Origin of the sequence: uncultured Arcticibacterium sp. (genome assembly GCF_964021845.1) — a bacterium.
GTDB lineage: Bacteria > Bacteroidota > Bacteroidia > Cytophagales > Spirosomataceae > Arcticibacterium.
Genome location: NZ_CAXHZC010000004.1, coordinates 38,180 through 51,283, shown reverse-complemented (window position 1 = coordinate 51,283; position 13,104 = coordinate 38,180). Strand labels below are relative to the sequence as shown.

The 13,104-nt window shown below is 36.1% G+C and carries 13 protein-coding genes; 7 read left to right on the top strand and 6 right to left on the bottom strand.

Translation table 11 applies throughout. The annotated features are described in order from the left end of the window. Positions 1–153: 153 nt before the first annotated feature. The 3 genes from AADJ06_RS12530 to AADJ06_RS12520 all read left to right on the top strand — a co-directional run bounded on the left by AADJ06_RS12530 (position 154) and on the right by AADJ06_RS12520 (position 3,846). A complete protein-coding gene (locus AADJ06_RS12530) occupies positions 154–1,149 on the top strand; it encodes a hypothetical protein (protein ID WP_341226804.1) in 996 nt (331 codons plus the stop codon). Positions 1,150–1,237: 88 nt separating this feature from the next. Next, entirely contained in the window at positions 1,238–3,115 is a 1,878-nt protein-coding gene (locus AADJ06_RS12525; protein ID WP_341226803.1) for an ABC-F family ATP-binding cassette domain-containing protein, read from the top strand. A gap of 95 nt (positions 3,116–3,210) precedes the next feature. Further along, complete coding sequence (locus AADJ06_RS12520; RefSeq protein ID WP_341226802.1) at positions 3,211–3,846, top strand: DedA family protein; 636 nt, start codon at positions 3,211–3,213, stop codon at positions 3,844–3,846. Between the two features lie 58 nt (positions 3,847–3,904). Here the strand turns inward: AADJ06_RS12520 and AADJ06_RS12515 are convergent, their stop codons facing one another. The 5 genes from AADJ06_RS12515 to AADJ06_RS12495 all read right to left on the bottom strand — a co-directional run bounded on the left by AADJ06_RS12515 (position 3,905) and on the right by AADJ06_RS12495 (position 9,069). Then, positions 3,905–4,816: an OmpA family protein gene (locus tag AADJ06_RS12515; RefSeq protein ID WP_341226801.1), complete on the bottom strand. Its 912-nt coding sequence runs from the start codon at positions 4,814–4,816 to the stop codon at positions 3,905–3,907. 120 nt (positions 4,817–4,936) lie between these two features. Further along, positions 4,937–6,301 carry a HAMP domain-containing sensor histidine kinase gene (locus tag AADJ06_RS12510; RefSeq protein ID WP_341226800.1) on the bottom strand — a complete coding sequence of 455 codons (1,365 nt, stop codon included), beginning with the start codon at positions 6,299–6,301 and terminating at the stop codon, positions 4,937–4,939. Further along, complete coding sequence (locus tag AADJ06_RS12505; protein WP_341226799.1) at positions 6,298–6,990, bottom strand: response regulator transcription factor; 693 nt, start codon at positions 6,988–6,990, stop codon at positions 6,298–6,300. Before AADJ06_RS12505 ends, AADJ06_RS12510 begins: the two co-directional genes overlap by 4 nt. 197 nt (positions 6,991–7,187) lie before the next feature. Then, positions 7,188–8,102: an OmpA family protein gene (locus AADJ06_RS12500; protein WP_341226798.1), complete on the bottom strand. Its 915-nt coding sequence runs from the start codon at positions 8,100–8,102 to the stop codon at positions 7,188–7,190. Between the two features lie 169 nt (positions 8,103–8,271). Beyond that, the gene (locus AADJ06_RS12495) at positions 8,272–9,069 is read right to left on the bottom strand and encodes a UDP-2,3-diacylglucosamine diphosphatase (protein ID WP_341226797.1); all 798 of its coding nucleotides are present in this window, start codon (positions 9,067–9,069) and stop codon (positions 8,272–8,274) included. A gap of 142 nt (positions 9,070–9,211) precedes the next feature. Here AADJ06_RS12495 and AADJ06_RS12490 point away from each other — a divergent pair, with 142 nt between their 5' ends. Continuing rightward, positions 9,212–9,679, top strand: coding sequence for a TspO/MBR family protein (locus AADJ06_RS12490; RefSeq protein WP_341226796.1), 468 nt, complete (start codon positions 9,212–9,214; stop codon positions 9,677–9,679). Between the two features lie 61 nt (positions 9,680–9,740). Then, positions 9,741–10,160: a DUF1801 domain-containing protein gene (locus AADJ06_RS12485; protein ID WP_341226795.1), complete on the top strand. Its 420-nt coding sequence runs from the start codon at positions 9,741–9,743 to the stop codon at positions 10,158–10,160. Positions 10,161–10,183: 23 nt separating this feature from the next. Here AADJ06_RS12485 and AADJ06_RS12480 read toward each other — a convergent pair whose 3' ends face one another. Further along, on the bottom strand, positions 10,184–11,644 hold the full coding sequence (locus AADJ06_RS12480) for a LamG domain-containing protein (RefSeq protein ID WP_341226794.1): 1,461 nt from the start codon (positions 11,642–11,644) through the stop codon (positions 10,184–10,186). 140 nt (positions 11,645–11,784) lie between these two features. Here AADJ06_RS12480 and AADJ06_RS12475 point away from each other — a divergent pair, with 140 nt between their 5' ends. After that, on the top strand, positions 11,785–11,937 hold the full coding sequence (locus AADJ06_RS12475; protein ID WP_341226793.1) for a hypothetical protein: 153 nt from the start codon (positions 11,785–11,787) through the stop codon (positions 11,935–11,937). Between the two features lie 180 nt (positions 11,938–12,117). Beyond that, entirely contained in the window at positions 12,118–13,029 is a 912-nt protein-coding gene (locus AADJ06_RS12470; protein ID WP_341227200.1) for an RraA family protein, read from the top strand. Positions 13,030–13,104: the final 75 nt, after the last annotated feature.

The following is a 13,104-nucleotide window of genomic DNA, read 5'->3' as shown; positions in this document are numbered from 1 at the left end:
CTTGTTTTTTTGGGGTTTGGGTAAACCGTTTTGAATACTTTCAAAAAAGTTTAAATCTTCATTCCTGATTTCAGAGACTGAAACTATGCTTAGGTCCAAATTAATGCCTATTTTCAATCTATAAATCAATTAATTAAGAGTCAATTCTATTTCATGAGAAGCTATAAAAACTACGAATATATGGGGTTGCTCTATTACAAACTTTCACACTTGGGAATCCCTGACCCCAGACTTAAGAATCCCATCCAATTAACCTTTGCATTACAAAAAGTTATAGCTTTTTTAAAATCTGAACACGAAAGTTACGTCAATAAAAATTTTACAGATACACATTTAATAGAACGCCTATTTAATCAAAAAACTTTTTTCACAGAAAAGGAGTATCACCAGCATATGAAAGCTCAATTTCATCTTGCCGTCAAATCTTTCAATGAGTTAGTCAAAAAAATGCAAGGAGAAAACACCTCAATAGAATACTCCACGATTATTCTATATAAAAAACACCTAATAAACTACCTCTATGATTTGAAAGAAATAATCGAATATTTCAGGAGACCGAAGGATAAAGAATTCATACTTTTCGACGCTTACCGAAGCCAGGATATTCATTCTTTTGAAATCATGAAAGCCGCAAATAACTCATTTTGGGATCCTATTCCAGAAACATATCCTTCAGGAAGAACCTTTATAATGAATTCTAATAATAGTATCTTTTTATTACGACAAGCTATTGAAATAAAGTTCAAAAGTATATTTGGAATAAAAAATATTAAACTCCAAAATGGCATTAGACTTAAAAATGACTATTTGGCCAATTTCATTTCAGAAAACATGGAAGCATTCGAATTAAATAATGTCGAACTTAGGTCTCTATTGAAAATATATAATTGGACAAATTCTGGAATTCATCTTGCCATAAAACCTCGAATTTGGGAGTTACAATTTGCCCTTAAAATTTGTAGTGCTTTTTTTGAGTTCGAAACCAGCTTTGACGAAAAAGGTAACCCAACAACCATGAGACTATTTGGCAATGTAAAAATCAATGATTTCTCAAAAACCTGTACCCTTTTAGAAGAGAAACTTAAAAGTGAGTATGGTTCAGAAATTCTAATAGACTGGTCTAGGCTGAGGGAAAGTCTAGATAAATAACTCTAAATAAAAACATCAAATACCCCCTCCCACATATAAATACCACCTAACAGGCTGCTAATAATAATAGCTAAGCTAAATTTGCGGCATGAATTACTTATCGGCAGAAAATATAGGAAGAGACCTCGGGGAGAAATGGCTTTTTAAAGGTTTGACCTTTGGCATACTTCAGGGTGAAAAAGTAGCTTTAATTGGCTCTAACGGCTCTGGTAAAACCACTTTACTAAATATGGTGGCAGGCATCACCGAAACCGACGGTGGAGAAATATCTGTCAGAAAAGACATCAGAGTGGGCTATTTACCGCAGGAGCCTGAGATGAAAGGCGAACTTACTGTGATGGAAACCATTTTCTATGCCGAAAATGAGATTACTACAGCCATAAAAAATTACGAACTTTCTATGGTTAATAATGACGTCGATTTAATGTCTTCTGCCATAGAAACATTGGATGCTTTACAGGCTTGGGATTATGAAGCCAAAGTGAAACAGATATTAGGGAAACTAGGAATTCATGATTTTGACAAACTAATTTCTCAGCTTTCTGGTGGTCAGAAAAAACGTGTGGCATTAGCTGCTGTATTAATTGACAACCCTGATTTTTTAATCTTAGATGAGCCTACCAACCACCTAGACTTACAGAGTATTGAGTGGCTTGAAGGTTTCTTATCTACGTCTAATACTACTTTATTTCTGGTAACGCATGATAGGTATTTCTTAGACAAAGTGGCCAACAGAATCATGGAATTGAACAATAATCAAATTCATAAATTCACGGGCAACTATGCCTATTTCTTAGAGAAAAAAGCCGCTCGCGAAGCTAATGATGCTGTGGTGCATGAGAAAAACCAACAGCTCCTAAAGAAGGAGTTGGAATGGATGCGTAGACAGCCTAAAGCCAGAACCACCAAAGCACAATATAGGATAGATGCCTTTAATGACTTAAAGGAGAAGACAGCTGCAGGATTTAAAAAAGATGATAAGGTAGAACTGAATGTCCGTACGGAAAGAATGGGCAAGAAAATCATTGAGATACATGATATCAGCAAGGCTTATAATGGCACCACTTTTATAGACCACTTCAATTATGTCTTTAAGCGTGGTGACAAAATCGGGATTGTAGGGAAAAACGGGATGGGTAAAACCACCATGCTGGACATCATCATGGGCATTACCAAACCTGACAGCGGTTCGGTGATAAAAGGTGAAACCATAAAAATTGGTTATTACTCGCAGGGTGGTTTAGATTTTAGCGAAGACCAAAAGGTGATTGACGCCATTAGAGAATATGCAGAGTTTGTTAAACTTGGCGATGGTAGAGAATTATCTATCTCGGCGTTTTTGACCATGTTTTTATTTCCACCAAAGGTGCAATACAATCCTATTTACAAGCTTTCTGGAGGTGAGAAAAGGCGTTTACAGCTAATGAAAGTATTGGTGCAAAGCCCAAACTTCTTGATTCTGGATGAGCCTACAAATGATTTGGATATTGACACGCTTAATGTTTTAGAAGAATTTTTAGAAGGTTTTGGCGGCTGCCTACTAGTGGTGTCTCACGATAGGTACTTCATGGATAAAATCATTGACCACGTTTTTGCTTTTGAGGGAAAAGGCTATATCAAAGATTTCCCTGGGAACTACACAGAATACAGAAACTGGAAAGACGAGGAAGAAAAAGAAGCTCTTTCTGAGAAAAAAGACAAAGCTCCTGAAGTAGTGGTAGAAGCCCCAAAGGCTCCATCTCCCAACAAAAAGAAAATGAGCTTTAAGGAGAAAAAGGAGTTTGAGGACATTGAAAAAGCCATGCAAAAATTGGAAAAACGAAAAACGGAGGTGTTTGACCTTATGAACGGCGGCGAAACTGATTTTGAAAAGTTAGGTGCTCTAGGCCAAGAACTAGAAGAAATCAAAAATGAATTAGAAGAAAAAGAACTCAGATGGTTAGAGCTTTCTGAAATTGAAAGCTAAGGAAATGTGAAGTTTTTATAAAAAGATATTTAAAATGACCAAAAGCATTTTCATTTATTCTCATAAGCTTTAATTTTACGGTATACCCCTTAGAAATGGAGCAAATCGCTGACTTTTTCCAATACCTCACTAATTCTGAAGAAATCATTCAGACAGGGGGATTGATAGCGGTTGTCTTGATAGTTTATATAGAAAATGGACTGTTTTTTGGCTTCTTTTTACCTGGCGACTACCTCCTATTTTTATCAGGCGTGTTCTGTGGTTTAGTCATTTTAAAGGTAAATATCTTCTTATTGCTTATTTCTGTTTTTGCAGCAGCCGTTCTTGGCTCCTTTACGGGCTATATTTCTGGCTATTATTTTGGCGAAGCCCTAGAAAATAAAAAAGAGAACCTGTTTTTTAAGAAAAAACACATCAAAAAGACCAAACGTTATTTTGAAAAGTATGGCAGCCGTACGCTCATTATTGCGAGGTTTTTGCCTATCGTCCGCACCTTTGCTCCTATTATGGCTGGTTTGGTTAAAATGAAAATTATTCGTTTCTGGATTTATAATATTTTAGGCGGAGCCATCTGGGTGGTGGTTTTAGTGGGTGGTGGTTATTATTTCGGTGTTCATTTCCCATGGATAATAGACTATGTGCATTACATTATTCTCTTCTTTTTGGTGATTACTTCTTTCACTGTGGTTAAAGGTTATTTTTCTGCCAAAGAAGAAATAGAGCAGAGTTAAAACTAAAAACCTCACCACGGCAGGCACCATGATGAGGTCAAATCTCAAAACTCCGATGTTATTTTTTAGCTAAATCAGGATTCAGTAAATCATAAAACTGATCTAATTTTGGCATAAGAATGATGCGTGTTCTTCTGTTTAAAGCCATATTCTCAGAAGTGTTATTAGGCACTAAAGTATTGTATTCGCCCCTTCCGGCAGCTATTAGCCTGTTTGGGTCTATGTTATGCTTCCCTTGCAATACACGAATTACCGCCGTGGAACGCTTAGTACTTAGCTCCCAGTTATCTTCAATGCTACCAGAGATAGGCTTATTGTCCGTATAACCCTCCACCATAACCTCTAGGTCTGGTCTGGCTTTAATCACTTTCGCTATTTTACCTAAAACCTCGTTTGCTCTTGGTGTAAGTTTATAGCTTCCTGAGCTGTACATCATGGCATCAGAAAGGTTAATCATAACCACCGTTTTATCTACTTTGATATCAATATCTTTATCATTTAGGTCTAAGCCAATGCTGCTTTTTAGATTTACGGCTAAAGCCAAGTTTATGGAGTCTGTTTTGGTTCTAGCTGCATACAGTAATCTGATATACTTATCTTTATCACTCATTTGGTTTAGCGTTTTTTCAATGTTGCTATTCGCCGCTCTTGAAAGCACCGTCAAACCTTCTACTTGCATTACCTGCTGGTCTCTATTTTTCTGTAAGTCAGATATTTGATTTCTTAAATCTTTTAACTGGTCATCTCTAAGTTTTGATGTATTTGAAACCGTCATATTAGCGGCATCTAGGTCGCTCCTCAGCTTCTGATTATCTTGCTTTGCGGTCAATAAATCATCACTACATTTTATCAAACTAGCGTCTGAGGTTTTGTATTTTGACTGCATGTCTGCATACTTTTTCTTACTAACACATGAAACAAAAGTTCCGGCAAATAAGATCGAAACCAATATCCATTTTAAGCTTTTCATTTTCTTTTTTTGATTTTGATTGTTTATGAAAATCAAAAGGGAAACGCTTTACTTTCCCTTTGACGAAACAAAATAACTGCGGAATTCTTTATTAAAACTTAAGTGGGGCTTAAAAGAAACTTAAATTTTGAAACCGATTCTGAAACGGTTCAAAAGAGATGATGGCGATTCATAGGCGAGGTCGGCCTCATGAAATTGAAGAATACGTTTTGTAATTCTCAAGCCTAAACCATAGCCATTCACTTTGGCGGCATTGCTCCCTCTCATAAATGAGCTAAAAAGCCTCATTTGCTCTCCTTTAGAGATGGTTTGTCCATTATTTTCAATCAAAACTTTAAGGGTAGCATCACCTGAAATAATCTTAACCTGAATGGCATTATCTGAGGCATATAAGAAAGCATTTTTCACAAGGTTATTAACAGCTATTTGAAGCAGCGGCTTTATTCCCATAACTTCCATGTGGTACTCCCCTCCTTCGGTTTCTACTATTTCAAACTTCATATCATAAAGTGGGTCTAGCTTTTTCATTTCTTCATAAGCCGCAAAAATCAACTCATCTACCCTTACTTTTTCAAAATCCTTTCCTTTTTCCTGTTTCTCTAAACGAGATAGCAACAAAAGCGTATTAATCAAATCTGACATTTGATGTACTTCGTTTTTGATGTTTTTTAGGTAGGTAAATACTTCTGGCGGATGCTGGTAATTTTGCATCATGCCTTCTAACTGAAATGCTATGCGAGTCAGAGGTGTTTTAAGCTCATGAGATGCATTCGCAGTAAATTCCTTTTGCGACTCAAAAGCACCATCTATTCGCTCTATCATGCTGTTGAAAGAGTTTGCAAGGGTTTCTATTTCGTCATTTCTTTTATTGCCAGTAATACGATGATTAAGTTTATTGGCAGAAATATTGACTATTTGAGCCTTAAAATTCTCTAAGGGAAGGAGTAAATTTTTGATAAGAAAAAGTGTGGAAATCCAAACTAAAATACTTCCTGCAAAGAACGTCACCAGCAAAATATAGAGCAAATAAGAGAGCTTGCGACGACCATATTTATCGCTCGCTGATGTTATCACAAAGTAGTCTCGCTGCTCAAAATTATAAAACATACCCACCACCTCTTTATCATTATCATTTCTGTAGAAAAAGCCCTTCTCTTTTAATAAGTCAAGGTCGTTTTGATTCCACTGAATTTTGGCATCGTCTAGGCTGCTGTAAATAAGATTTGAGGTGTCGTCAAAGACTATCGTCTTTTCATCCAAAAGTTTATAAATAGTGTTTTGGTCTATAAGTTTTAGGAGTTGCTTATCAACCTCTTTTACCTCTATTAAGAGCTTTGCAGTAGTTAGAGCTTTGTCTTGAAGCCTATCAATAAATTCGGTTTTACGGTATTGAGCTGATGTACTATAAATAAGAATACAAGCCAAAGCCAAAAATGCTGAAAAAACAGAAGCCACGCCTACTGAAATCCTTCTTCTTAGCGTCATGACTCTTCTGCGGTTAGGTAATATCCAAAACCAGGTTTGGTGTGAATCAGCTTTTGAGAAAAACCTTTGTCAATTTTGTTCCGAAGGAAGTTTATATAAACCTCAATGGTATTAAGACTAGTCTCAAAATGTATGTCCCAGATTTGCTCTGCAATAGTCTGCTTGGAAACCACGCGGCCTTTTGCCTTGGTTAAAAATACGAGCAACTGATATTCCTTTTTAGTGAGTTCTATGGTGACACTCCCTCTTTTCACTACCATATCCGTTTGGTTTATTTCTAAATCTCCCACGGTGAGTAATTCTACTTGGGCTTTTTCAGGATTCCCTCTTCTCAGAATAGAATTGATGCGGAGCAATAGCTCCTCGAAATGAAAAGGTTTTACTAGGTAATCATCTGCACCAACATTGAATGCATCCTTTTTATCTTGGATATCGCCATAGGCTGTCAACATAATCACCGGAGTGGTTACACCTTCTTTTCTTAACCTTTTACAAACCTCCAAACCGTTTAATAAAGGCACATTAATATCCAGCAGCAGCACGTCATAAGAGTTCTGACGAATCTGTCTGAAAAGGACTTCTCCGTCAAAAACCACATCACATTTTATATTCCTAGAGTTCAAAAAACTTTTTACCTCCTTTACCAGTGTTTTGTCATCTTCCAATAAAAGGGTAGTAATTTCATTCATATCTCATTGGTTTAAGCATCAAACTAACTCCAAATTTGATACAATATTGCGATACAAATCTCTACAATATTTTTGAGTTTAAAACTGTAAATGATTCGCCTTCCAAATTCTGCAAAAAACACTTATAATTAATAAGTTAACATAAAAAAAACCGCATCATGATTACTCATAATGCGGTTTAAAAAAAATTCAAGCTATTACTTAGAAACCATGTCTGGGTTTAATAAGTCATAGAATTGATTAAGTTTCGGCATTAATATAATTCTTGTTCGTCTGTTCATGGCCATATTGGCAGTGCTGTTATTAGGTACCATGGTGTTATACTCACCTCTACCAGCTGCTATTAATCTGTTAGGGTCTACGCCATAAGTATCTTGAAGCACTCTAATTACAGAGGTTGATCTTTTCACACTCAGCTCCCAGTTATCTTGAGCTACTGCATTATTTATTGGTTGATTATCAGTATAACCCTCCACCATCACTTCTAACTCAGGTCTTGATTTAATAATTTTAGATATCTTACCTAAAACTTCTTTAGCTCTTGGCGTTAAGTTAAAGCTACCAGAATTATACATCATGGCATCTGATAGGTTAATCATGACCACTGTTTTGTCTACTTTAATGTCAACATCTTTATCATCCAAATCTAGGCCTATGCTGCTTTTCAAATTAACCGCCAAAGCTAGATTTATAGAATCTACTTTATTTCTAGCTGCTTGTAATAAGTTAATGTATCTATCTTTTTCCCCTAACTGGGTTAGCGTTTTGTCTACATTATTACTGGCCGCTTGGGAAAGCACCGTAAGACCTTCTACTTGCATTACTTGCTGGTCTCTGTTTTTCTGTAAATCTGTAATTTGCTCTTTTAAATTTTGAATTTGTTCCTGCCTGTATTTTGTAACATTACCTACCTCCATTTCTGCCGCAGCTAAATCAGCTTTTAATTTCGCTATATCTTGACTAGCAGAAATCAAATCATCGTTACACTCTAGTAAGTTTTCACTGGCGGTTTTCCACTTTGATTGGCTATCCACATATTTCTTTTTACTTACACATGAGGTAAATACACCCGCCATCAATAGGGGTACAATTAGTAATTTTAACTTTTTCATTTTCTTTTTCACATTAAGTTTGTCCAAATAATCATTTCTACCTTGAGGGTTTAAATAAGTATTCCAAACTTCTAAAAGAAAATAAATAGCTATTAGTCAGCAAACTACCAGCACACACAAAAAAGGCAACCAAAAACTGTAGAATAAAATCAACACTTTATGTAGAATATTACGACTTATTAAATCGCTTTAGCTCTAGGTTTACACCATCAAAAACTCCGTAAGAATCAAAACGTATCCAGTCACCCAAATTAACATATTTAGTTTGCTCGTTAAGCTGCTGGTCTAATGCAATGTGCCTGTGACCAAAAATATAGAAATCATGATGGTTTCCAGATTTTTCCATCTCCATGATATATTGATAAAGAAATTCTTTTTCAAGGTCAATTTCTTCAAAAACAACATCCTCCGCTCTGTTCTTTTTCCAGGAATTAAGCGACCAAAGGTTTCCTAGAGTCATACCCAAATTTGGATGCATGATTCTACCAAATAAAAAGATAAAAAGAGGATTATTAAAAAGGGAGGCTTTAAGGAATTTATAGGCCTTATCTCCTGGTCCTAGGCCATCTCCATGACCTACATAGAAGGTCTTTTCATGGCAGGTAAAGTCAATAGGAGCATGAATTACCTCCGTGCCTATCTCCTTTTCAAAATAGTCTGCCATCCAGAGGTCATGATTTCCTGTAAATATCTTTACAGTTATTCCAGCATCTACTAGTTCGGCCAGCTTACCCAAAAACCTTACATAGCCCTTTGGCACTACCTCTTTATATTCAAACCAGAAGTCAAATAAATCGCCCACCAGAAATATCTCTTGAGCATCTGTTTTAATATGGTCGAGCCATGTTATAATACGCTTTTCACGCACCAAACTGTCTGCATGGTTAGGTGCTCCTAAATGAAAATCAGAAGCGAAATACAACTTTTTGCTAGGTGCTAGTGCGATGTGAGGAATGTCTTTTTTCATGCGTGCACAAAGGTAGGTCTTAAAATTAAAATCTTAAGTCTTTTAGCACTAAGTACGAATACTATTTCAATCTACTTTCGTATCTTAAATCGATTCAAAAACACTCACAGACTCAACATTATTCTAAAACCGATATTAAAGCATGAAAAAAATATTAACATTTCTGGTTTGTCTTGCTATTCCGCTGGCTGTAGGTGGTATTTCAGGTTTTGCTACGGTTACAGGTATTGAATCTTGGTACAGTACCATAAACAAACCTTTCTTTAATCCGCCAAACTGGATTTTCGCACCTGTATGGACCACTTTATATGCCATTATGGGTGTAGGTCTTTATCTGATTTGGCAAAGCCCAAAAAGTGAAAGCAGAAAAAATGCATTAAATATTTTTGGAATACAGCTTGCTCTTAATTTCTTATGGAGTTTCCTGTTTTTCTATTTTGAAAGCCCAGGAATAGCTTTAATCGAAATATCTATTCTCTGGATAGCCATAGTAATGATGATAGCCTTTTTTAGAAAGGTCAATAAAACAGCAGGAAATCTTCAAATCCCATACCTCCTTTGGGTTTCTTTTGCCAGCTGCCTAAATGCTGCCATTTGGTGGCTAAATTGATTAGTATTTCGGAGGCATATTTACCAATCTTAGATTAATTCACTAAGCTTGCTCTATGAAAATGCAGCCATACAAATTCAGAGATATAGATGAGATGTTAGATTCTTTACCAAAAGAAGAACGCAAAATCACCGAATTTTTAAGGGCATTAGTTTTAGACACTTTACCACAGGTCAAAGAAAAACTATCTTTCAATGTCCCTTTTTATTTTCTCCGAAAAAATGTGTGTCATATTTGGCCAGGCTCCGTGTCTTGGGGAAAGAAAACGTATGAAGGTGTTAGCTTTGGTTTTGCTTACGGCAGTTTACTTTTAGATGAGACTGACTATTTAGACAAAGGCACTAGAAAACAAATTTATACCAAGAAATTCCTAAGCCTTTCAGAAATAGACGCCCCACTTCTGAAATCTTACCTCTTTGAGTCTGCTTTGATTGATGAAGAAGCTTATCAAAATAAGAAGCTGAAAAATATAGTTTGCTAAGAACTCCTTCTTCAACTTTTTAGTTACCTACATCCACCTATATTAGTTCTAAAAACACCACCACTTTCAACATTAAACCCAGGATTTAACCTAATACTCCGACCTGCCGAGTATTCAACAATTCCATTGGCACCAATTTCATTTGGCAAACCAGATTCTAGAAATAATGACGCCTGCCTGTAAGCATCGATATTTAAATTTTCGTTAACACTAATAGCGAAAGAACAAGGATTTTCAATAAACTGGCAGTTATTAATATTATAGAGTGATGATACTTCGTCATTTGAAAGAGCTCTATTAAAGAAAAGCACATCATCTACATCGCCTTTAAAGTAATGATTTGCTCCCCCCGTCCTTGAACCTACTTTGGCAACATTACTCCCATACGTGGCGGCTTTCCCTGAAAAAATCTGAGAAATTAACTGCCCATCAATATAAGTTTTCAATGAATCAGTTGATCTAACACCCGCATAATGATACCATCGTTCTAGTCTTATATCATACTCAGGCCTATCTATTGAAGGTTCAACCCCAGTTTGAAAATATGAACTAAAAAATGGGTCAACTGGGTTTGGCGTATCGTATATATAATAATTATTATTAAGAGCTAAAATTTGGTCAGGGGCCCAATTACCACCTACTGAAATAAGTGTAGAAAGAGAATTATAGGTGGGTAATTCATTCATTTTAAACCAACAAGAAAACGTGTAACTTGTATTTAAAAGCCTTTCTGTATTCAATGAAACTGCACTGTTTCCATTTAATCTCAGAGAAGAATTCTGTTGACCAAAACGATCATTAGTAAAGCTAAGGCTACCAATTTCTACTCCATCAGTTTGACTTATGCTATCGCGATAGCTGTTATTGAAAGAATAACAGCCTACTAATGGAGAGCCTTGCGGAACCACGTTAACTGGCTCAATGGGTTGAATCTCTTTATAAATAATACTTCCCCCTTGAGGTTGATTTAAAGAAAAAGAGAGTGCCGAGTTAGAAAAATTAGCCACAAGTAATAAAAACTTCTGTCCAACAAGTGTATTTGCTAAAGCCATAGAAACTGTACTTGAAGCAGAATAATCACAAGCAACTGGATTATTACTTAAAAGTGAACAGACATTTGAGTAATCGCTATTTAAGCCACCCCATATCGCACCATCAATATCACGACTTGTTGAAGAACTTATTGAAAAGTCTAAATTCCCACCAGATGTTATTTCTAAAATAAACCATGACTGATTTTCAGAAGAGCCCAAACACCCATAATTAGTGTACACACTTCCATCCAAGCAAACCGAATTATTAACAATAGCCTCAAACGAACTACTTGAAAAAGCATCGCCAAGATTTGCGTTATTCGTAACTAAATTACAAACATACTCTGTCTGGCTACACTCACTTGCAATGCTCAGTTTAGACTTTTCTATTTTTTGGCCAAATAAATTTATAGTGCTAAGAAAGCATAAAATTAAAAACGTATTCCGCATAGGGGTGAATCTAAGTTGTATAAATTAGTAGTCTATTCTTTTCAAAAATAATTACTTTTCTTAGAATAAGTAACACATGGAACCATATTAATCAGACCACAACTATCTCATAGTTTTGCTCTATATTCCAATTGAATAATTTGCTTAACTATTTAGACAAAGGCACTAGAAAACAAATTTATACCAAGAAATTCTTAAGCCTTTCAGAAATAGACGCCCCACTTCTAAAATCTTACCTCTTTGAGTCTGCCTTGATTGATGAAGAAGCTTATATAGCTAAATCGATTAACTAAGTTCTCAAAGTCGAAATATAGTCTTGTGTCTGTCACAAAAGTTATAATTGTCTATTTGACAAGTATTATCTTAAATCATAGCATGCTGATTCTTTATGAATTGTTTAAATTGTAAAGGAATTCAAAGAACCCTATATGAAAAAAATAAACTATTTGGCATTCCTATGCCTTGGAGCCATTATGCTCTGCCCTAAAATTGGGCTATCTCAGCAAATCTCGGAAGACTATATGCTTCTCCTCACCAGAGAATGGAAAGGAGAACGATTTGACGACGGCCGTCCCAAAGTTTCGGATGACATATTGAACCGAATGAAACTGGTAACATTAGAAGAGGCTTGGGCTGTACTGCGTAATCATAATTATAAACAACAGTTTGAAGGTAATTGGCAGTTAATAAACCCAGATTCTGTCATGGTAGGTCGAGCCTTAACGGCCACTTTTATGCCCGGAAGACCAGACATCCAAAAAGCGATAGATGACAAAGGCCACAATAAAGATGGGCGTGTACAGTCGCAAAATTCATGGCCGATTGACTTATTACAAAAAGGTGACGTTTACGTAGCAGACCAGTTTGGTGCCTATAAAGATGGCCCTACCATTGGAGATAACCTTGGCAACTCCATTTATGCCAAAAGCGGAAACGGAATAGTTTATGACGGTGCTATAAGAGACATCGGTGGTTTGAAAGAAATAGGTGGCTTCACATCTTTCTTTAGAAGTTATCATCCCTCTCATCATTTAAATAATGCAGAAAAAGCCCTAAACACCACTTTAGTAGGAATAAATCATCCAACTAGAATAGGCAATACCACCTGTATGCCCGGCGATATAGTTTTAGGAAGAGATGGCGGCGTGGTGTTTATCCCCCCTCACCTAGCCGAAGAAGTGGTTAAGGTTTCTGAAGTAGTTCGTTTGAGAGATATGTTTGGACATGAGAAACTGCGTGAACAAAAATATACACCAGGTGAAATAGATATGCGATGGTCTGATGTCATTGAAAAAGATTTTTCTGGCTGGCTAAATGAGCATATTGATAATTTACCCGTGTCCAGAGAACAAATTCAAGAAATTTTAAACAAAAGGACTTGGTGATTTTTCATCATATCTTATACAGTTAATTGGACTCCTTTTGAAAAAAGAGAGCCATTAAACTACACTCTACCTTCT

Excerpts from the sequence above, each read along its gene's own strand:
- AADJ06_RS12530 (WP_341226804.1), top strand. The coding sequence starts at position 154 with ATGAGAAGCTATAAAAACTACGAATATATGGGGTTGCTCTATTACAAA.
- AADJ06_RS12515 (WP_341226801.1), bottom strand. The coding sequence starts at position 4,816 with ATGAAAAGCTTAAAATGGATATTGGTTTCGATCTTATTTGCCGGAACT.
- AADJ06_RS12510 (WP_341226800.1), bottom strand. The coding sequence starts at position 6,301 with ATGACGCTAAGAAGAAGGATTTCAGTAGGCGTGGCTTCTGTTTTTTCA.
- AADJ06_RS12495 (WP_341226797.1), bottom strand. The coding sequence starts at position 9,069 with ATGAAAAAAGACATTCCTCACATCGCACTAGCACCTAGCAAAAAGTTG.
- AADJ06_RS12480 (WP_341226794.1), bottom strand. The coding sequence starts at position 11,644 with ATGCGGAATACGTTTTTAATTTTATGCTTTCTTAGCACTATAAATTTA.
- AADJ06_RS12490 (WP_341226796.1), top strand. The coding sequence starts at position 9,212 with ATGAAAAAAATATTAACATTTCTGGTTTGTCTTGCTATTCCGCTGGCT.
- AADJ06_RS12520 (WP_341226802.1), top strand. The coding sequence starts at position 3,211 with ATGGAGCAAATCGCTGACTTTTTCCAATACCTCACTAATTCTGAAGAA.
- AADJ06_RS12485 (WP_341226795.1), top strand. The coding sequence starts at position 9,741 with ATGCAGCCATACAAATTCAGAGATATAGATGAGATGTTAGATTCTTTA.
- AADJ06_RS12500 (WP_341226798.1), bottom strand. The coding sequence starts at position 8,102 with ATGAAAAAGTTAAAATTACTAATTGTACCCCTATTGATGGCGGGTGTA.
- AADJ06_RS12505 (WP_341226799.1), bottom strand. The coding sequence starts at position 6,990 with ATGAATGAAATTACTACCCTTTTATTGGAAGATGACAAAACACTGGTA.
- AADJ06_RS12525 (WP_341226803.1), top strand. The coding sequence starts at position 1,238 with ATGAATTACTTATCGGCAGAAAATATAGGAAGAGACCTCGGGGAGAAA.
- AADJ06_RS12470 (WP_341227200.1), top strand. The coding sequence starts at position 12,118 with ATGCTCTGCCCTAAAATTGGGCTATCTCAGCAAATCTCGGAAGACTAT.